The following is a 17,489-nucleotide window of genomic DNA, read 5'->3' on the forward strand; positions in this document are numbered from 1 at the left end:
GGCGACGGCACTTCGTCATCTCGTGGTGCCTGAGACCTTCGGCAGGGCACCGCCGGCGGCGGCGTTGCGGTCGGGGCGGAAGTTCGAGAAGTCTGCGCCGGGCACGTCGGTCACGAGGGCCAGTTCGTCCTCGATCATGGCGGCCTCCCACTCCTCCGGGCCCACCAGCGGCAGGCGCACGCGCGGGCTGCCGATGCGTCCGAGGCCGTGGAGGATGTACTTCGCCGACACCGTGCCGGGCACGTGCGTCATGACCGCGCGCACGAGCGGCTCGAGCTGGCGGTGTGCCGCGGTCGCGGTCTTCAGATCGCCGGCGTTCACGGCGTCGACGATCGCGCGGTACGGGGCGGGCGCGATGTTCGCCGTCACGCCGATGAGCCCGGTCGCCCCGATGGCGAGGTGCGGCAGCACGTTCACGTCGTCGCCCGAGAAGTACATCAGGTCGGTCTGGTTCAGCACGCGGCTGACCTCGCTGAAATCGCCCTTGGCGTCTTTGATCGCGAGGATGTTGGGGTGCTTGGCGAGCCGCAGGATCGTCTCGTACTTGATCGGCACGCCGGTGCGGCCCGGGATGTCGTAGAGGATGACCGGCAGATCGGTCGCGTCGGCGACGAGACGGAAGTGCGTGAGGATGCCGGCCTGCGTGGGCTTGTTGTAGTACGGCGTGACGATCATGAGGCCGTCTGCGCCGACCTTCTCACTGGCCTTGTAGAGCTCGATCGCATGGGCGGTCTCGTTCGACCCGCCACCCGTGATGATCTTCGCCCGTCCCGCCGAGACGTCCTTGCCCACCTGGACGAGACGGATCTTCTCCGCGTCGGTGAGCGTCGACGTCTCACCCGTGGTGCCGGTCACGACGATGCCATCGGCTCCCGCGGTGATGACGTCGTCGATGTGCTTCTCGACAGAGGGCCAATCGACCTCGCCGTCGGCCGTCATGGGGGTGACGAGCGCGACGAGCACCTGTCCGAAGGGGTTGCCCGTATGCGTCATGCCTTCAGGTTATCGGCTCGGGGCCCGCCACCCCTCCCGCAGCCTGTCCGGCTGTCGTCAGGCGTCTACCGGCCGCGCTCGCCGATGCGCGCCGCCAGCGACGGCGGCGCGAAGCGCGCGAGCCCGACGAGGATCTTGTAGCGGCGCGACGGAATCGACACCGCTCGGCCGCGGGCGACGTCGCGCAGGGACTCGGCGACGACGTCCCGCGCATCGAGCCACATCAGGTCGGAGACGCCCTCCTCACCGGGGGCGAGCCCGAGGCGCTCGTGGAAGTTCGTGTGCGTGTACCCCGGGCACACGGCCGTGACGGTCACCCCACGTGGCGCGTAGCGCCCGTTCGCCCAGCGGCTGAAGCTCACGAGCCAGCCCTTGCACGCTCCGTAGGTGGACCGCGGGATGAATGCCGCGACCGACGCGACGTTCACGATCCGCCCGTGGCCGCGCGCCAGCATCCCGCCCAGCGCGGCGTGCGTCAGCCGCATAGGCACCTCGACGTGCAGGTGCAGATGGCGGACCTCGTCCTCGATGTCGTTGGCCTCGAAGGCCAGCGGCAGTCCGAATCCGGCGTTGTTGACGAGGATCTCGATCGGCTGGGCCTCGTCCGCCACACGGGCCTCGACCTTCTCGCGGTGGCGGGGCTTCAGCAGGTCCGCGACGACGACCTCGACTTCGACTCCGTATGTGGACCGCAGCCCGGTCGCGAGCCGCTCGAGCGCCTGCCGATCGCGGGCCACGAGCACCAGGTCGGCGCCCTTCGCGGCCAGCTGCCTCGCGTATTCCGCGCCGAGCCCCGAGCTCGCACCGGTGATGAGCGCCGTTTTCGCCATGCGCGCCAGCCTAGGGGCGAGGGCGTCCGGCGCGGTGCTCAGGGGGCACCATTCGCACGAACCGATAGCGGATGCCGGAGCTCGAGGTGCGCCAGCCCTCGGCCGGATCCGTCGACGCCGTGCGCCAGCCGGCGCGGTCGGGCGCGCGGGTGTCGCCGGCCACCTCGAGGTCGAGCTCGGTGACCTCGAGGAGATCCGCGAGCTCGATCGCGTCGAGGAAGAGCTGTCCGCCGCCGATCACCCAGATCCGCTCCGGGTCGCCCTCGGCGGCCAGCGCCAGTGCGGCCTCGAGCGAGCCGGCGCGCTCGGCGCCGTCATCCGCCCACTCCTCCTGACGGGTGATCACGATGTTCCGCCGACCTGGCAGGGGACGGAATCGAGCCGGGAACGACTCCCAGGTGCGACGGCCCATGACCACGGGCGCCCCGAGGGTGAGCTCCTTGAAGTGGGCGAGGTCTTCGGGAACGTGCCACGGCATGCCGCCCTGGGCGCCGATGATGCCGTGGTGCGCCTCCGCCCAGATCAGGCCGATCGACGCGGTCATACCGCGACGGCGCCGCGGATCGCGGGGTGGTGCTGGTAGTCCTCGACCACGAAGTCGTCGTAGCGGTAGTCGAAGATCGACTCCGGAGTGCGCGCGATGCGCAGCGTCGGGTACGGGTAGGGTTCGCGGGTCAGCTGCTCGCGCACCTGCTCGAGGTGGTTGTCGTAGATGTGGCAGTCGCCGCCGGTCCAGACGAAGTCCCCCGGCTCGAGACCTGCTTGCTGCGCGACCATGACGGTCAGCAGCGCGTAGGACGCGATGTTGAACGGCACGCCGAGGAACAGGTCGGCGCTGCGCTGATAGAGCTGACACGACAGCTTGCCGTCGGCGACGTAGAACTGGAAGAGCGCGTGGCACGGGGCGAGGGCCATGTCGGGGATGTCGGCGGGATTCCAGGCCGAGACGATCAGGCGCCGGGAGTCCGGGTTCGCGCGGATCTGATCGAGCACGAGCGCGATCTGATCGATGTGCTCCCCCGACGGCGTCGGCCACGACCGCCACTGCACGCCGTAGACCGGGCCGAGCTCGCCCGCGGCATCCGCCCATTCGTCCCAGATCGTGACGCCGTTCTCCTGCAGCCAGGCGACGTTGGACTCACCGCGGAGGAACCACAGCAGCTCGTACGCGATCGACTTGAAGTGCACGCGCTTGGTGGTGATGAGGGGGAAGCCCTGCGAGAGGTCGAAGCGGATCTGGCGCCCGAAGGCACTGGTGGTGCCGGTGCCGGTGCGGTCGTCCTTGTGCGTGCCGTTCTCGAGCACGTCTCGCAGCAGGTCCTCGTACGGGGTCGGGATCGGCGTCGTCACGGCTGCCACGATACCCGCGGCTCCCGACGCCCGGGTCGCGGCCGCGCCGCTGACGGCGGACACCATCGCCGTGTTACGGCGAACGCGACATATCCACACGTGCGGCCCACCGACCGCGGAAAACGGTTAGCCTGATCTGCTGTGACCCTGGTCGGAGCGCTCATCACCCTTGCTGTGCTTCTTGCGGCGACGGTGGCACTCGGTGTCTTCGTGAGCTGGCGTCAGCCCCGCGCCCGTCACAACGTCGAGCACGAGGTGATCGAACCCGCCCGCCTGGGCGCCGACGGACTCGGAGAAGTCGCAACGCTCCTGCAGTTCAGCACCGAGATGTGCGCGCGCTGCCCCGGGGTCCATCGCACGCTCTCGCAGATCGCCGACGGGCACGACGGCGTGCGCCACCTCGACATCGATCTCACGCACCGCCCCGACATCGCCAAGCACTTCCATGTGCTGCAGACGCCGACCACGCTCGTCCTCGACCGCGACGGCGTCGTGCAGACGCGTTTCGGCGGCGCCCCGAGCCGCGACGTGCTCGAGCTCGAGCTCAACCGGCTGATCGCGGAGGACGCGAATGTCTGACGGGGTCCCCACGCCCCCTCCAGACGCCGCTGGCGCGTCGTCCGGAGCCTCCGGGCGCGTGGGCCCAGCCGCGGCCGCGCGCGGTATCGACCCCCGCGGTCCGCGCTTCGTCGCCGGCATCACCGCCGTGCTGCTGCTGGTCGACGTCTTCCTGGGGCTCACCGGACTGTCGACGGCGCAGCTTTTCGACCCGGCGCCCTTCGGGTTCTTCGGCTTCGGCGAGCCGGTCGACTTCATCTTCGTCGCCGGCGGCACCCCGTGGCTCATCACGTTCGTGTCCCCGCTGCAGCGCTTCCTCGACCCCGCCTTCCTCCTCCTGCTCGTAATCGCGCTCCTCTTCCTGTGGGGCGTCGTATCGCCGCGGACCGCGCCCTGGGGCGCGCTGTACCGCAAGGCCGTCGCCCCGCGACTGGCGCCCCCGAAGGAACTCGAAGACCCGCGCCCGCCGCGCTTCGCGCAGGGTGTGGGCTTGTTCGTCTCCGTCGTCGGGCTCGTTCTGCATCTGCTCGGCGTCCCGTGGGCGCTCACCATCGCCGCCGCGGCGGCGTTCGTCGCCGCCTTCCTGAATGCGGTCTTCGGGCTCTGCCTCGGCTGCCAGCTGTATCTGCTGCTCCAGCGCGCCGGCGTCATCGGGCGCGCCCGCCCGGCGTCCGCCTGACGCCCTCGCTCGAAAAGGCACGAAGGTCGCGACACGAGCCGGGCGAACCGTCGCGGCGCGGCATCCGACGCTTTAGGCTGACGCGAGACGCCCACGACCCGGGCGCACCGCGAGCGAGGAGGCCCTCATGACTGTCACCAGCGAAGCCACCACCGCCTGGAAGGGCGCACTGTTCGACGGGGCCGGGGAGGTCAGCCTCGTGTCGTCGGGCCTCGGCAGCTACCCCGTCAACTGGAAGGCGCGCAGCGAGGGATCGACCTCGGTCACGACTCCCGAGGAGCTCCTCGCCGCGGCGCATTCGTCGTGCTTCAGCATGGCCCTCTCGCTGGCGCTCGCCGAGAACGGCACTCCCCCGGACTCGATCGACACCACCGCCTCGGTGACCTTCAAGCCGGGCACCGGGATCACGGGCAGCCACCTCAACGTCAACGCGGTCGTGCCGGGCATCGAGCCCGAGGACTTCGAGCGCATCGCGCAGGGCGCGAAGGCCGGGTGCCCGGTCTCGCAGGCACTCGCGGGCATCGAGATCACCCTCGAGGCGACGCTTGCCTGAAGCCGCCTCCTCCGATGACGGCCGGCGGGTCGTCGTGGCGGGAGCGTCCGGACTCGTCGGCGAGGCGCTCGTCGAGAGCCTCCGGACCGACGGGTTCACGGTCACGACTCTGGTGCGTCGGCCTGCCGAAGCCGCCGATGAAGTCGAGTGGCTCACGAACGCGGAGCCGCTCGATCCCGCCGTACTGGCGGGCGCCGTCGCCGTCGTCGGTCTGAACGGCGCGAGTATCGGCCGGTTCCCCTGGACCGGAAGCTACAAGAACACCCTGCTGTGGTCGCGCATCGCGCCGACGCGCGCTCTGGCCCGGGCGGTGCGCGACCTGGGCACGGACGCTCCCCATTTCGTCTCGGCATCGGCGGTCGGCTACTACGGCTCGCGACCCGGTGCACGGCTCGCCGAGGATGCCCGCCGGGGCGAGTCGTTCCTCGCGGACCTCTGCGGCGAGTGGGAGGCCGCGGCATTCGGCGCGGGAGCGGATGCCGCGGTGGCCGTCCTCCGCACCGCTCCGATCGTGCACCCGCGCGGGGTGCTGAAGCCGCTGCTCCTGCTCACCAAGGCCGGACTCGCAGGCCCGATCGGCCGGGGGACGCAGGTATGGCCGTGGATCTCGCTGGAGGACGAGGTGCGCGCCATCCGCCACGTCATCGACGCGCGGCTGACCGGCCCCGTGAATCTCGCAGGCCCCACGCGCGCCACGGCGAACGACCTCGGCTTCGCTCTCGCGGTGCGGATGAACCGCCCGTTCCTGCTGCGCGCGCCGGTGTGGGGCATGAAGCTGGTGCTCGGTCCCGATGCGACCGACGCGCTCCTGACCTCGGACGCGCACGTCGTCCCCGAGGCGCTCCTGCAGTCGGGGTTCGAGTTCACCCACTCGACCGTGGAGGACGCGGTGGCGGCCGCCGTACCTGCGGCGGCCTGACCGGCTCCCCCGCGTTATCCCTTGGGGGCGCGAGCGAGCGAGGCGTCAGCCGGCGTCTCGAGATCGGTCGGCGGGCTCGAGGCGGATGGCTTTGCGCACCGCCTCGCGGGCACGACGCCGATCGCCGGCGGCGTCGTAGGCGAGCCCCAGCCGGTACCAGGCCCGCCAGTCATCCGGGTGCGCCTCGGCGTCGGCGCGGTACGCCGGGAAGACGGCATCCCCGTCCTCGCGCATCACACGCCCGCTCGGACGCACCGTCACCTCATCGGCCGGGAGCCCACCCTCTGCCTCCAGACGGCGGCCGAGCTGCTGTGCGCGCACGCCGAACCACAGTTCGCGGCCGAGCGCCCACGCGGCGATGACCGGCAGGACGACGAGGGCGACGCCCATCGCGATGCCGACGGGATCGCCGCTGAGGACCAGCAGCCATGCCCGTTGGCCGACGAGCACGATGTACAGCGCGAGCAGCGCCGCCATGACGACGACGCCGATGCGGGCGGTCATGCGCCTGTCGCGCGGGCGACCTGGCCGGGTACCCCGTCCTCCTCGACGGGAGGCGCGTCTACCGCGACCCGGCGGCCACCGATGCCGATGTCGATGAGGCTGTCGAGGCCGACCGTCACACCGGTCGCGTCGCGGGCTGCCGCCAGAGCGAGACGGATGCCGGGACCATACGCCTGCGCCGGCTCCACCGTGTCGTGCACGATGGTGAGCGACTCCCCCGCCCCGGAGAGGATCGTCTCCTGCCGGGCGATGACGCCGGGCCGCCGCAGCGAGTGGATCGGCACGCTCGCGACCTGCTGCCCGCGGGCACGCTGGTCGACGTGGGGCGACTCGACCGGCCCGACCGACGTCCGTGCGGCCGCGATCAGTTCCGCGGTGCGCACGGCCGTACCGCTCGGCGAGTCGATCTTGGTCTCGCGGTGCGCCTCGACGATCTCGATCGAGGGGAAGAAGGGGGCCGCCGCCGCAGCGAGTGCCGAACCGAGCACCGACCCGATCGAGAAGTTGGGAATGAACACCACGCCGGTGCCGGCTGCCTCGACCAGCGGGCGCACGAGCGCGATGCGCTCGGCCGACCAGCCGGAGGTGCCGACCAGCACGTTGATGCCACGCTCGATCGCCGCACGCACCACGTCGATGGACACTGCCGGCGTCGACGCGTCGACCACGAGGTCGGCGCCGTCGAGCTCGGACAGCTCGGATCGCGACGACAGCACGCCCGCGACCTCGAACCCGGGCTCGGCCTCGACCGCGTCGCGGATGATCGCGCCGAGCTTCCCGGTGCCGCCCACGATGGCCACGCGTGTCGTCATGGATCCATCCTAGGCGGCGCCCGAAGAGGGCTCCGGCCGGCGGCGGCCGCGCCGGCGCCTACCCTGGAAGGGTGGTGAAACTGCGCTCCTCCCCCGTCGACGCACCCGATGCTCACGCCCTGCTGGCCGAGTACTTCCAGGTCCGGACCGAAGGGTTCGCGGTCCAGGGCGTCTCGTACCGCACGACCTTCCCCGATCCGGCAGCGTTCCTGCCGCCCGCCGGCGTCTTCGTCGTGCTCGACGACGACGAGGGCGGCGCACAGGGATGCGGCGGCATCCGTCTCATCCCGGAGGGGCCGCTCGGCACCCGCTACGAACTCAAGCACCTCTACCTTCGTCCGGTCACGCGCGGCCGCGGCTGGGGCCGCCTGCTCGTCGAAGACCTGGAGCGGCGCGCGCGCGACTTCGGCGCGGCCGAGCTCGTGCTCGATACGCACCACTCCCTCGAGGCGGCCGGCGCCCTCTATGCGCGCACCGGCTTCGCGGCCATCGAGCCCTACAACGACAATCCCAACGCCTCCCGCTGGTACGGCAAGGCGCTCTGAACGGGACGGTCGCTCAGACCGGATAGACCTCGGGCAGGCCGGTGCGCAGCTCCACGGGCAGGTGAGCCATGTCGTTGTGCGACAGCAGCGTCCACGGACGCCCCTGCTTCTGCGCGATGACGCTCAGACCGCAGTGGGCCTGGTTCAGCGTCATCCACCGCCAGTCCGGCGCCTGCAGCACTTCGCGCACGAACCAGGCGATGACGAAGTTGTGGGTGATCAGCAGCTCGTGCACCTCCCCGCGCTTGCGGGCCAGGAACTCGCTGGTGGCGTCGGACATCTGCGCGCGGCCTGCCTCGACCTCGGCCTCGGTGACCGAGCCGAAGAACGGCTCGAACGCCGCGGGCGTCTCGTCGGTCATGCCGGTCGGCACGCAGTCGAACAGGAGTGCCGACGGCTCGGGCGACAGCGACGGCATCCTCTCCGCGACCGCGCGCGCCGTCTGACTCGCCCGTTCGAGCGGTGAGTGCCACACCGCGTCGAACGGCACTCCTGAGAGGCGATCAGCGAGCAGGGCCGCCTGTCGGCGCCCGCGCGGCGAAAGGGGCCCGTCGACCAGTCCGTGCTGGGCGTCCTGATGTTCACCGTGCCGCACGAGATAGATGTAGTGCGTCACGCAGCTCACTCCGTCGGGGGTCACATGCCTGGGGGAAAGGCACCTCATCCACACTACGACACGTCGGCGCCGTGGCCCATGAGCCTGTGGACGGGCGCGTCGGATGCGGCCGGCACCGCCGCCTGGGGCTACTCCGAGGCGCGCGCGATGTCGGACAGCTGAGCGCGGCTGAGGCGGACGCCGACCCCCTGCACGAGCTCTTCGACGTGCTGCGGCGCGTAGGCGTTGACGATGGGCGCGACGACGAGCTTCTGCGCGAGCAGCCACGCCATCGCCACGGCCGCGTCGGGAACACCGAGCTCGGCGCCGACCGTGTCAAGCGCCCGCAGCGTACGACTGCCGCGACGATTCAGGTTCGCCGCCAGCTGCGCGCCGCGCACTGACAGGGCACCGCGGAGCTTGGACCGCTGCCGGCCGGCGAGGAAGCCGTGCTCCAGGGCGTGCGACGGCGTCACGACCATGCCCTGGGCTCCCGCCACGAGGCGCAGGTCGGCGTCGAACTCGTGCCGCCGCAGCACGTTGAAGGGCACGTCGAGCACGGTGATGCGCGGGTAGCCCGCGGAGGCGAGGATGCGCGCCTCGACCAGCTGTGCGGCGGTGTAGCCGATCACGCCGAGCGCTCGCACCTTGCCGGCCTCGACCAGCCACTCCGCCGTGGCCAGGGTGTCTTCGAGCGACGAGCCGGGATCGGTCGTCGCATCGAGGTAGAGCACGTCGATCCGGTCGGTGCGCAGACGCGTCAGCGACGCCTCGACGGCGCGGACCAGGTTCACGGGGCCGAGTCCCGGGTTGTCGGCGTGACCGCCGACGCGCACCGCGAGGACGATGTCGTCACGCAGGCCGCGGGACTGGAGCCACTGGCCGATGATGTGCTCACTGCGGCCGCTCGAATAGCTGTCGGCGGTGTGCACCGCGTTGCCGCCGAGTTCGGTGTAGGCGTCGAGGATCGCGTGGCTCGACTCCAGGTCGACGTTCCATCCGAACTCCGCGCCGCCGAGGATCAATGGGAACACGTCGGCGCCGCTCTCGCCGAGCGCGACGCGGATGCCGTTGCCCACGGCGGGACCCTGAACGGGGATCGGTGCCGACGGATGCGGGCCGCGTACTGCGGTCTGAGACGCGGCAGCGGCTGCGGCAGCATCCGGGCTCGCCGGTGGGAGCGTCGAGTCAACGCCGAAGTAAGCCATGTCCCACCCCCCACGACTGCCCCGCGGAGCTTTCGTGATCACTGTCCGCGCGCCCCCCGGCGCGTACTCACAGGCTAGGACAGTCCGGACAGCGCGCCGGTCACTGAGGCGAACTGTCGATAAACATTACATAACGGTTTCATCACGAACCGTTGATCCTTGGGGTTCTGTCCCCCTTTCGGGGGACGCGCCGAGCATTCTGCCGACCGGACGACGGATGCCCGCCCCTCGGTGAGGGACGGGCATCCGTGAACCTGCGGCCCGCTTCATCGCCGAACGGATTCAGCGGTCGGACGGGCCGTCCGGCGGGACCGTTCAGCCTTCGGCAGGAGCCTCCGGGCCCTCGCTGGCGGCGGAGCGACCCTCCTGATCGGCGGGCTCCTCGAGCACCGGCTCGAGCGAGAGCTTGCCGCGGTCGTCGATCTTCGTGATCTTAACGAGGATCTTCTGACCGACGTTGAGCACGTCCTCGACGTTCTCCACGCGCTTGCCACCGGCGAGCTTGCGGACCTCGCTGACGTGCAGCAGTCCGTCCTTGCCCGGCAGGAGCGAGATGAACGCGCCGAACGTCGCGATCTTCACGACGGTTCCGAGGAACTGCTCGCCGACCTCCGGGTTGGTGGGGTTGGCGATCGCGTTGACCTGGGCACGGGCGGCCTCGGCCGACGGGCCGTCGGTCGCGCCGATGTAGACGGTGCCGTCCTCCTCGATGGAGATCTGCGCACCGGTCTCGTCCTGGATCGCGTTGATCGTCTTGCCCTTCGGGCCGATCAGCTCGCCGATCTTGTCGACCGGGATCTGCACGCTGATGACGCGCGGTGCGGTGGGCGCCATCTCGTCCGGAGCGTCGATCGCGGCGTTGAGCACGCCGAGGATCGTCAGGCGGGCGTCGCGGGCCTGCTGCAGCGCGGCGGTCAGCACCGACGACGGGATGCCGTCGAGCTTCGTGTCGAGCTGGATCGCCGTGACGAACTCGCTCGTGCCGGCGACCTTGAAGTCCATGTCGCCGAGGGCGTCCTCGGCGCCGAGGATGTCGGTCAGCGCGGCGTAGCGCGTCTGCCCGTCGACCTCGTCCGACACGAGACCCATCGCGATTCCGGCGACGGGGGCACGCAGCGGCACACCCGCGTTCAGGAGCGAGAGCGTGGACGCGCAGACCGAGCCCATCGACGTCGAGCCGTTGGAGCCGAGAGCCTCGGACACCTGGCGGATCGCGTACGGGAACTCCTCGCGGCTGGGCAGCACCGGCACGAGCGCGCGCTCGGCGAGGAAGCCGTGCCCGATCTCGCGACGCTTCGGCGACCCGACACGGCCGGTCTCACCGGTCGAGTAGGGCGGGAAGTTGTAGTGGTGCATGTAGCGCTTGTGCGTGACGGGCGACAGCGAGTCGATCTGCTGCTCCATCTTGAGCATGTTCAGCGTCGTGACGCCCAGGATCTGGGTCTCACCGCGCTGGAAGATCGCAGAGCCGTGGACGCGCGGGATGACCTGCACCTCGGCGTCGAGCGGACGGATGTCGGCCAGGCCGCGGCCGTCCATGCGGACGCCCTCTGCGAGGATGCGACCGCGCACGATCTTCTTGGTGACCGACTTGTAGGCCGCCGAGAACTCGAGCGTCGCGACAGCCGGCAGCTCGCCGGACTCGACCGCGGCGAGGAGCTCTGCCTTGACGGCATCCTTCAGCTCGTCATCGGCGTTCTGGCGATCCTGCTTGTCGGCGATCTGGTAGATCGGGACGAGCTTGTCGTACGCGCGGTGGGCGACGAAGTCGTAGGTCTGCTGGCTGTAGGGCAGGAAGACCGGGAACTGCTTGATCTCCTTGGCCGCCGTGTTCGCGACGACGTTCTGCGCGGCGACCAGCTGCTTGATGAAGGGCTTCGAGGCCTCGAGGCCCTCGGCCACGACCTGCTCGCTGGGCTTGACCGCGCCCGCCTTGATGAGGTTCCACGAACCCTCGGTGGCCTCGGCCTCGACCATCATGATCGCGACATCTTCGTTGCCGTCGGCGTCGGTGATGACGCGACCGGCGACGATGAGGTCGAAGACGGCCTCCTCGAGCTGCGACACGGTCGGGAACGCGATCCACTGGTCGCCGTGCTCGCCGTGGCCGGGGATGAGCGCGAGGCGCACACCGGCGATGGGGCCGGAGAACGGCAGACCCGAGATCTGCGTCGACAGCGAGGCCGCGTTGATCGCGAGCGCGTCGTAGAACTCGCCCGGCGCGATCGAGAGCACGGTCACGACGATCTGCACCTCGTTGCGGAGGCCGTCGACGAACGACGGGCGCAGCGGGCGGTCGATGAGACGGCACACCAGGATGGCCTCGGTCGAGGGGCGACCCTCGCGGCGGAAGAACGAGCCGGGGATCTTGCCCGCGGCGTACGAGCGCTCTTCGACGTCGACGGTCAGCGGGAAGAAGTCGAAGCCCTCGCGGGGCTGCTTGCTCGCGCTGGTGGCCGAGAGGAGCATCGTCTCCTCGTCGAGGTACGCGGCGACCGCGCCCTGCGCCTGCTGCGCGAGTCGTCCGGTCTCGAACCGGACGGTGCGGGTGCCGAAGCGGCCGTTGTCGAGAACGGCTTCAGCGGCGGTGATTTCAGGACCTTCCAAGAGGTCTCTCCTTCTTTGTTTAGGCTCGCACGCGCGTTTCGCGCACGAGCTTGTGCGAAGGAGCAGGAACAGGCAGATCTCGGCGCGCGGCCTTGCCGCGATTCGCGCCAGCACTGGCCACCAGTAGAAATCCACCCGGCGCCGATGCGACGAGGAGACCACCACAGGGGACCAGCTAGCTGCCGGCCTGCTCCGTGAGCTCATGTTGAATTGAGCGGATGCCCGAGGGCAGCCTGTCCGATCCTATCAGTGGTACCCGTCCCGGCCCCACGGTCGGCCGGAGGCGGGGGAAACACCGAATGACATCATCGTCGGGCGTGCGTAGGGTGGGAGTCATGAGCACCGACGAGAAGCCGGCGGGCGCGGCATCCGATGAGATGAAGCGCAAGTTCAAGGAAGCACTCGACAAGAAGAACGCGCAGCACCGCGACGGGGAGTCGCACCTGGACGGCGAGTCCTCGATCCACGGGACGCACGGCGCCGTGACCAAGCGCGAGTTCCGCCGCAAGAGCGGCTGACGATCGGAGGCGGGCGATGAGCGACTTCCGTGAGCGGATCCCCGACGACGACCGGGACGTCCCGCTCGACGACGACGCGGAGTTCGAGCTGCCGCCCGCGACGCTCGACCCGATGGAGTCGGTCGAGAAGCAGGTCGACGAGCTCGACCTCGAGGAGCGCGAAGCGGCGGTCGAGTCCGGCGCGATCGACCCCGACGCGTGAGCGACGGCGCGCCGCAGAGGCGTGACGACAGCCCTCCGGCAGGCGATGCCCGGGCAGAAGACGCGACGCCCGAGGCGGCGCCTGTCCGCGTGAGGCGGCTGCGGCGTGAGGCGTGGGGCTTCGCGATCGGCTCGCTCTGCTTCTTCGCCGGCGCACTGCCCGCGTACGCGCAGTGGGCCGGGGCCGTGTGGACGGGCGTCACCTTCTTCGTCGGCTCGGTGTTCTTCACCGTCGCGGCACTGATCCAGCTGCTCCTCAGCGGACGACGCCCGCCGAGGGAGCACACGAGCCGGCCCGACCGCGCCGACTGGTGGTCCGCCGCGATCCAGTTCGCCGGGACGCTGCTCTTCAACGCCTCGACGCTGGTCGCGCTGCTCGCCGCCATGGCCCGCCCCGACGCCGTGGGGGTCGGATGGCGCCCCGATGCGTGGGGGTCGCTGGCGTTCCTGGTGTCGAGCTTTCTGGCGGTCGAGGCGACCCGCGGGCGCGAACGGCTGTGGGACCGCGACGCCCGCACCTGGCACGGCACGGGGCTCGGCATGCTGGGGTCGATCGCATTCGCCGTCTCCGCGGTCGCGGCCTACGTCGTGCCGTCCACGGGCGAGCTCGTCAGCGTGCAGTGGACGAACCTCGGCACCGCGATCGGCGCGCTCTGCTTCTTCGGCGCGGCCGTGCTGTCGCGCCGCACGATCCACCACGGGGTGATCCGCCGGCACCTCCACCGACGCCAGCCGGCCTAGCGTTCCCGCCGCTGCACGTGCCGGCGCTGGGTGTGCGGCAGGCGTTCCCGCGGCGCGCACGGACGGATTCGGGGTCGCGTCGGCGAGACGGCGCCTGCGCCGGAAAAGAGGAAGCCCCGACCGTTACCACACAGCCGGGGCGAGACGAATGAGAGTTCGCCTATCGGGGACCACTCTACCGCATGCCTGAGGGGTCGGCGCTCAGCGCGAAAGCCGAGGTCGCCCCCCGCCCACGATCCGATCAGCACGGCCGCCCGGCCTCTCGCATCGACGCGGGACGGACGCCCTCACGACGCGCGTGTCGGTGCGCGCACGTCGCCGCGGCCGCCGATGACGATGTAGTCGGAGTGCTTGGGCGCGATGCCGTCTCCCGCCGTGCGCCCGCGGAGGCGGCGCCAGACCCACGGGAGCAGGTCCCTGCTGAGCCAGGTTCCGTGCACCACGGGGTCGTCATCGGCGTGAAGAGCCGCATCGAGCCCGCCGAGCGCCTCGGCGTCGGGGACGCCGAGCACCTCGGCGGCGCGATACGCGAGGAACCGGTGGCCGCGCGAGCGCAGGTGGACCCGGTCGTACGCCCAGAGGTCGAGGTTCCCGATTGCGGGGATCGCGTCGAGGTCGAGCAGCATCGCACCGGTATCGGCGGCGATCCGGCGCAACTCGGAGGCGAACGCGGCGAACCTCCGCTCGAACACCACGGCGGCACGCCGACGCGGAAGGAACGGTGTCACCAGCAGCACGTCGATGCCGGCGTCGCGCAGTGCACGAACTGATTCCTCGAGCTCGGCCGCCAGCCGCGCGATGTCGACACGTCGGCCGACGAGGTCGTTGGCGCCCATGAGGATCGACACGAGGTCTGGGCGCAGCGCCAGGGCCTGCGGAAGCTGTTCGGCCGTCAGATGGCGCACGCGACGACTGCGCACGGCAAGGTTCGCGTAGCGGAAGGGTCCCGCTTCGGATGACTCGTGCGCGAGCAGCTGCGCCAGCCGATCCGCCCATCCGCGGTGCTGTCCAGCAGGCATCCGCGACGTGTCGCAGAGGCCCTCGGTGAGCGAGTCGCCGAGGGCGACGTACCGCGACCACCGCGGTCGCACCGCCGCCCCGGCGGACGGCGTGAACGGGCGGATGCCGGCACGCCGGCGCAGTGCGTCGTCGATGGGGCGCAGCATCCGCGCGTCCTCGTAGTGCTCGACGAGCTGGCCGCACAGGGCGTCCCACGTGCGGTGGCGCACTGATTCGTGAGCGGATGCCGCGAACGCGCGCCGCTTGCCCGCGTCGCCGACCAGGTCGGCCACGCGGGCCCGCAGGTCGCGCAGATCGCCCGGGCGGTAGAGCCAGCCGTCGACGCTCGAGCGCACCAGGTCGACCGGTCCCCCGATCCCGGTCGCCACCACGGGAACGCCGCTGGCGAGCGCCTCCTGGATCGTCTGGCCGAACGTCTCGCTCTCGCCGGGATGCACGAACACGTCGAAGCTCGCCAGCGCCTCGGCGAGCGCGTCGCCGGTGAGGTGTCCGGTGAACACGGCATCGGGCAGCGCGCGCTCGAGCGCCTGCCGGGCCGGCCCGTCGCCGACGATCACGAGGCGCGTGCCGTCGAGGCGCGCGAGCGCCGCGAGATCCTCGACCTGCTTCTCGGGGGCGAGGCGACCGACGTAGCCGACGATCGTCTTCCCCGGCGCGACACGCGCGCGCCACGCGCCGCTGCGCCGCTCCGGCCCGAAGCAGGCGGTGTCGACGCCGCGCCCCCACCGGCGCAGGCGGTCGACGCCGAGCGCCTCGAGTTGCTGCAGCGAGGCCGTCGACGGAGCGAGGGTGAGGGTGGCGCGTCGGTGCAGGCGGGCGACGTGGCGGCCCACCAGCGCCGCGGCATGCGGCATCCCGTACTTCTCGGCGTACGCGACCACGTCCGTCTGATACACCGCAACCGCAGGCACGTGGAGCGCATCGGCAGCCGCGAGTCCCTGCCAGCCGAGCACGAACGGCGATGCCAGGTGCACGACGTCGGGCCGGAAGTCGCGGAGGATCGCGGTGAGCCGTGCGGCGCGCGCGAACACGACGCGTACCTCGGGATACGAGGGCAGCGGCGCCGAGCGCAGCAGCTCGGTCCGGGCGCCGTGGAGGTCGGTCGTGATCTCTCCGGCGCGCGGCGCGATGACGAGCGTCTCGTGCCCCTCAGCGGCGAGATGGCGCAGGACGTGGAGCACCGACCCTGTCACCCCGTTCATGTGAGGCAGGAACGATTCGGCGAGCAGTGCGACTCTCACGCCTCCAGGGTGACGGCGCCGACACGGGAGGATGCCGCGAACCGGCGCTCGCGCGCAAGTGTTCACCCGATGCACCGCGTCAGGTCACCGGACGTGCCCCGTTCCGTCGCCGTTCATAGCGGGCGACTAGCAAGGAGACGTGATCGACGAGCTGCTGACCGAGGTGGCGAAGAGCGCGTGGGCGCTGCCGCTGCTCTTCGTGCTGGTGCTCGGCGACGCGTTCCTCGTCGTGGTCCCCGGCGAGGCGGCGGTGACGGCCTTGGGTGCGCTGGCGGTGTCGCAGGGCGAGCCCGCGGTGGGGGCTGTGATCGTCGTCGCAGGGGTGGCCGCTCTCACCGGCGATGCGGCGTGCTACCTCGTAGGACGGACAGTGGGACTCGAACGCTGGCGCTGGATGCGGACGCCCCGCGTCCGCGCCGCGTTCGCCTGGTCGCGCGCGCGGCTGGAGCGTCGCGCCGCGCTCGTGCTCTTCACCGCGCGGTTCATCCCGTTCGCACGGCTGGCCGTGAATCTCACCGCCGGCGCCGCCGGGGTCAGCGCACCGCGCTTCTTGGGCATCGCCGGGCTTGCTGCGCTCGCCTGGTCGGCGTACCAGGCTCTGATCGGCGCGGCGATCGCAGCGATCCTCCCGGGCGGGCCGGTCCTCGCGGTGGTCGTCTCGGTTGCGCTGGCGGTCGGGATCGGCTTCACGATCGACGCGATGCTCGCCCGTCGCCTGCGTGGCCGCCCGTGAGGGGGACGGCGTCCCTGTCGCCACGAGCCGCCAGGATGGAGCGGTGACAGACGTGACCTCGGACGCATACGACGACCTCTTCCTCGGCATCCCGCTGCCGCTCCCCCGCCCTGCGGACGGACGCGAGGTGCGCGATCTCGCGTATCCGCGGTTCACCGTCCTGCTCGAGCCGGTGCGGCGTCTCGCGGTCGTGACGGCGGTGAACATCGACGGCTCGGAGCTGCACGACCTGCCGCGCACGGGCGAGTGGCAGCTGGATGCGCGGGTTCCCGCAGCCGAGCAGACCGGGCCGGCGGTGTATGCCGCGAACGACCTGGATCGCGGGCATCTCGTGCGACGCCGCGACCCGGGTTGGGGGTCGACGGCCGAGGCGCGGGAGGCGATGGAGGCGACCTTCTTCTACCCCAACGCCGCCCCGCAGGCGAGCAGCTTCAATCAGTCGAAGGAGCTGTGGCTCGGCCTCGAGGACCACGTCCTGCAGTTCGCCGACACGACCGGCGAGCGCGTCAGCGTATTCACGGCACCGGTTCTCGCCGACGACGATCCGCCGTATCGCGGCATCCGGATCCCCCGCCGGTTCTTCAAGGTCGCCGCGTGGGCGACGCAGGAGGGCGGGTCGTCGCATCTTGCGGCGGCAGGTTTCCTGCTCGACCAGTCGGAGCTCATCGACGTCAGTCAGGGAGCACTCGCGGTGCCGGCACTGGGAGCGTTCCGCACCTTCCAGGTGCCGATCGCGGACATCCAGGAGCTTTCGGGCGTGGATCTCGGCGAGCTCGTCGCGGCCGATGTGCTGCCGCGCTTCGACGGGCCCGGCGCGCCGGTGCGCGGAGAGGCGGCATGGCGTCCTCTCCGCGCTCCGGCGGACATCGTGCTGAGCTGAGG

Annotated in this window: 20 protein-coding genes; 10 read left to right on the top strand and 10 right to left on the bottom strand. The window is 71.0% G+C overall.

Annotated features, from left to right (window positions below):
• Positions 1 to 15: 15 nt before the first annotated feature.
• From dapA to NCG93_RS09745, 4 genes are all read right to left on the bottom strand, one after another.
• Positions 16 to 993, bottom strand: a complete 978-nt coding sequence (dapA, locus tag NCG93_RS09730; RefSeq protein ID WP_194413878.1) for a 4-hydroxy-tetrahydrodipicolinate synthase — start codon at positions 991 to 993, stop codon at positions 16 to 18.
• Positions 994 to 1,058: 65 nt separating this feature from the next.
• Positions 1,059 to 1,823, bottom strand: coding sequence for an SDR family NAD(P)-dependent oxidoreductase (locus NCG93_RS09735; RefSeq protein WP_194413879.1), 765 nt, complete (start codon positions 1,821 to 1,823; stop codon positions 1,059 to 1,061).
• 10 nt (positions 1,824 to 1,833) lie between these two features.
• Complete coding sequence (locus tag NCG93_RS09740) at positions 1,834 to 2,367, bottom strand: dihydrofolate reductase (RefSeq protein ID WP_194413880.1); 534 nt, start codon at positions 2,365 to 2,367, stop codon at positions 1,834 to 1,836.
• Positions 2,364 to 3,173, bottom strand: a complete 810-nt coding sequence (locus tag NCG93_RS09745; RefSeq protein WP_194413881.1) for a thymidylate synthase — start codon at positions 3,171 to 3,173, stop codon at positions 2,364 to 2,366. The genes NCG93_RS09740 and NCG93_RS09745 overlap by 4 nt, the downstream gene beginning before the upstream one ends.
• Positions 3,174 to 3,314: 141 nt before the next feature.
• Between NCG93_RS09745 and NCG93_RS09750 the strand changes: the two genes are divergently transcribed.
• The 4 genes from NCG93_RS09750 (at position 3,315) to NCG93_RS09765 (ending at position 5,882) form a co-directional block, all read left to right on the top strand.
• A complete protein-coding gene (locus tag NCG93_RS09750) occupies positions 3,315 to 3,752 on the top strand; it encodes a TlpA family protein disulfide reductase (protein ID WP_194413882.1) in 438 nt (145 codons plus the stop codon).
• A 58-nt stretch (positions 3,753 to 3,810) separates the two neighbouring features.
• The gene (locus tag NCG93_RS09755; protein ID WP_252787501.1) at positions 3,811 to 4,410 is read left to right on the top strand and encodes a DUF4395 domain-containing protein; all 600 of its coding nucleotides are present in this window, start codon (positions 3,811 to 3,813) and stop codon (positions 4,408 to 4,410) included.
• 127 nt (positions 4,411 to 4,537) lie between these two features.
• The gene (locus NCG93_RS09760) at positions 4,538 to 4,963 is read left to right on the top strand and encodes an OsmC family protein (RefSeq protein WP_194413884.1); all 426 of its coding nucleotides are present in this window, start codon (positions 4,538 to 4,540) and stop codon (positions 4,961 to 4,963) included.
• Positions 4,956 to 5,882, top strand: a complete 927-nt coding sequence (locus NCG93_RS09765) for a TIGR01777 family oxidoreductase (protein WP_194413885.1) — start codon at positions 4,956 to 4,958, stop codon at positions 5,880 to 5,882. Before NCG93_RS09760 ends, NCG93_RS09765 begins: the two co-directional genes overlap by 8 nt.
• Before the next feature lie 45 nt (positions 5,883 to 5,927).
• Here the strand turns inward: NCG93_RS09765 and NCG93_RS09770 are convergent, their stop codons facing one another.
• Both NCG93_RS09770 and NCG93_RS09775 read right to left on the bottom strand, forming a co-directional pair.
• Entirely contained in the window at positions 5,928 to 6,386 is a 459-nt protein-coding gene (locus tag NCG93_RS09770) for a tetratricopeptide repeat protein (protein WP_194413886.1), read from the bottom strand.
• On the bottom strand, positions 6,383 to 7,198 hold the full coding sequence (locus NCG93_RS09775) for a 4-hydroxy-tetrahydrodipicolinate reductase (RefSeq protein WP_194413887.1): 816 nt from the start codon (positions 7,196 to 7,198) through the stop codon (positions 6,383 to 6,385). Before NCG93_RS09775 ends, NCG93_RS09770 begins: the two co-directional genes overlap by 4 nt.
• Before the next feature lie 71 nt (positions 7,199 to 7,269).
• Here NCG93_RS09775 and NCG93_RS09780 point away from each other — a divergent pair, with 71 nt between their 5' ends.
• The gene (locus NCG93_RS09780) at positions 7,270 to 7,743 is read left to right on the top strand and encodes a GNAT family N-acetyltransferase (protein ID WP_194413888.1); all 474 of its coding nucleotides are present in this window, start codon (positions 7,270 to 7,272) and stop codon (positions 7,741 to 7,743) included.
• Positions 7,744 to 7,756: 13 nt separating this feature from the next.
• Here the strand turns inward: NCG93_RS09780 and NCG93_RS09785 are convergent, their stop codons facing one another.
• From NCG93_RS09785 to NCG93_RS09795, 3 genes are all read right to left on the bottom strand, one after another.
• Entirely contained in the window at positions 7,757 to 8,359 is a 603-nt protein-coding gene (locus tag NCG93_RS09785) for a histidine phosphatase family protein (RefSeq protein ID WP_194413889.1), read from the bottom strand.
• Between the two features lie 128 nt (positions 8,360 to 8,487).
• On the bottom strand, positions 8,488 to 9,546 hold the full coding sequence (locus NCG93_RS09790) for an aldo/keto reductase (protein WP_194413890.1): 1,059 nt from the start codon (positions 9,544 to 9,546) through the stop codon (positions 8,488 to 8,490).
• A 315-nt stretch (positions 9,547 to 9,861) separates the two neighbouring features.
• Entirely contained in the window at positions 9,862 to 12,153 is a 2,292-nt protein-coding gene (locus NCG93_RS09795; RefSeq protein ID WP_194413891.1) for a polyribonucleotide nucleotidyltransferase, read from the bottom strand.
• Between the two features lie 335 nt (positions 12,154 to 12,488).
• Here NCG93_RS09795 and NCG93_RS09800 point away from each other — a divergent pair, with 335 nt between their 5' ends.
• The 3 genes from NCG93_RS09800 (at position 12,489) to NCG93_RS09810 (ending at position 13,613) form a co-directional block, all read left to right on the top strand.
• On the top strand, positions 12,489 to 12,671 hold the full coding sequence (locus tag NCG93_RS09800) for a DUF5302 domain-containing protein (RefSeq protein WP_194413892.1): 183 nt from the start codon (positions 12,489 to 12,491) through the stop codon (positions 12,669 to 12,671).
• A 16-nt stretch (positions 12,672 to 12,687) separates the two neighbouring features.
• Positions 12,688 to 12,873, top strand: a complete 186-nt coding sequence (locus NCG93_RS09805) for a hypothetical protein (RefSeq protein ID WP_194413893.1) — start codon at positions 12,688 to 12,690, stop codon at positions 12,871 to 12,873.
• 89 nt (positions 12,874 to 12,962) lie between these two features.
• Complete coding sequence (locus tag NCG93_RS09810) at positions 12,963 to 13,613, top strand: YrhK family protein (protein ID WP_194413894.1); 651 nt, start codon at positions 12,963 to 12,965, stop codon at positions 13,611 to 13,613.
• Positions 13,614 to 13,900: 287 nt separating this feature from the next.
• Here the strand turns inward: NCG93_RS09810 and NCG93_RS09815 are convergent, their stop codons facing one another.
• Complete coding sequence (locus NCG93_RS09815) at positions 13,901 to 15,874, bottom strand: glycosyltransferase (RefSeq protein WP_252787502.1); 1,974 nt, start codon at positions 15,872 to 15,874, stop codon at positions 13,901 to 13,903.
• A gap of 139 nt (positions 15,875 to 16,013) precedes the next feature.
• Here NCG93_RS09815 and NCG93_RS09820 point away from each other — a divergent pair, with 139 nt between their 5' ends.
• Together NCG93_RS09820 and NCG93_RS09825 are read left to right on the top strand one after the other, a co-directional pair.
• Positions 16,014 to 16,607, top strand: a complete 594-nt coding sequence (locus tag NCG93_RS09820) for a DedA family protein (RefSeq protein ID WP_194413895.1) — start codon at positions 16,014 to 16,016, stop codon at positions 16,605 to 16,607.
• A 52-nt stretch (positions 16,608 to 16,659) separates the two neighbouring features.
• The gene (locus tag NCG93_RS09825; protein ID WP_372495975.1) at positions 16,660 to 17,487 is read left to right on the top strand and encodes a DNA/RNA non-specific endonuclease; all 828 of its coding nucleotides are present in this window, start codon (positions 16,660 to 16,662) and stop codon (positions 17,485 to 17,487) included.
• Positions 17,488 to 17,489: the final 2 nt, after the last annotated feature.

Source organism: Microbacterium yannicii (assembly GCF_024055635.1).
Taxonomy (GTDB): Bacteria; Actinomycetota; Actinomycetes; order Actinomycetales; family Microbacteriaceae; genus Microbacterium; species Microbacterium yannicii.

Bases quoted from the DNA above. Each gene is read 5' to 3' on its own strand.
- NCG93_RS09740 (WP_194413880.1), bottom strand. From the start codon at position 2,367: ATGACCGCGTCGATCGGCCTGATCTGGGCGGAGGCGCACCACGGCATC.
- NCG93_RS09770 (WP_194413886.1), bottom strand. From the start codon at position 6,386: ATGACCGCCCGCATCGGCGTCGTCGTCATGGCGGCGCTGCTCGCGCTG.
- NCG93_RS09790 (WP_194413890.1), bottom strand. From the start codon at position 9,546: ATGGCTTACTTCGGCGTTGACTCGACGCTCCCACCGGCGAGCCCGGAT.
- dapA (WP_194413878.1), bottom strand. From the start codon at position 993: ATGACGCATACGGGCAACCCCTTCGGACAGGTGCTCGTCGCGCTCGTC.
- NCG93_RS09800 (WP_194413892.1), top strand. From the start codon at position 12,489: ATGAGCACCGACGAGAAGCCGGCGGGCGCGGCATCCGATGAGATGAAG.
- NCG93_RS09760 (WP_194413884.1), top strand. From the start codon at position 4,538: ATGACTGTCACCAGCGAAGCCACCACCGCCTGGAAGGGCGCACTGTTC.
- NCG93_RS09735 (WP_194413879.1), bottom strand. From the start codon at position 1,823: ATGGCGAAAACGGCGCTCATCACCGGTGCGAGCTCGGGGCTCGGCGCG.
- NCG93_RS09805 (WP_194413893.1), top strand. From the start codon at position 12,688: ATGAGCGACTTCCGTGAGCGGATCCCCGACGACGACCGGGACGTCCCG.
- NCG93_RS09775 (WP_194413887.1), bottom strand. From the start codon at position 7,198: ATGACGACACGCGTGGCCATCGTGGGCGGCACCGGGAAGCTCGGCGCG.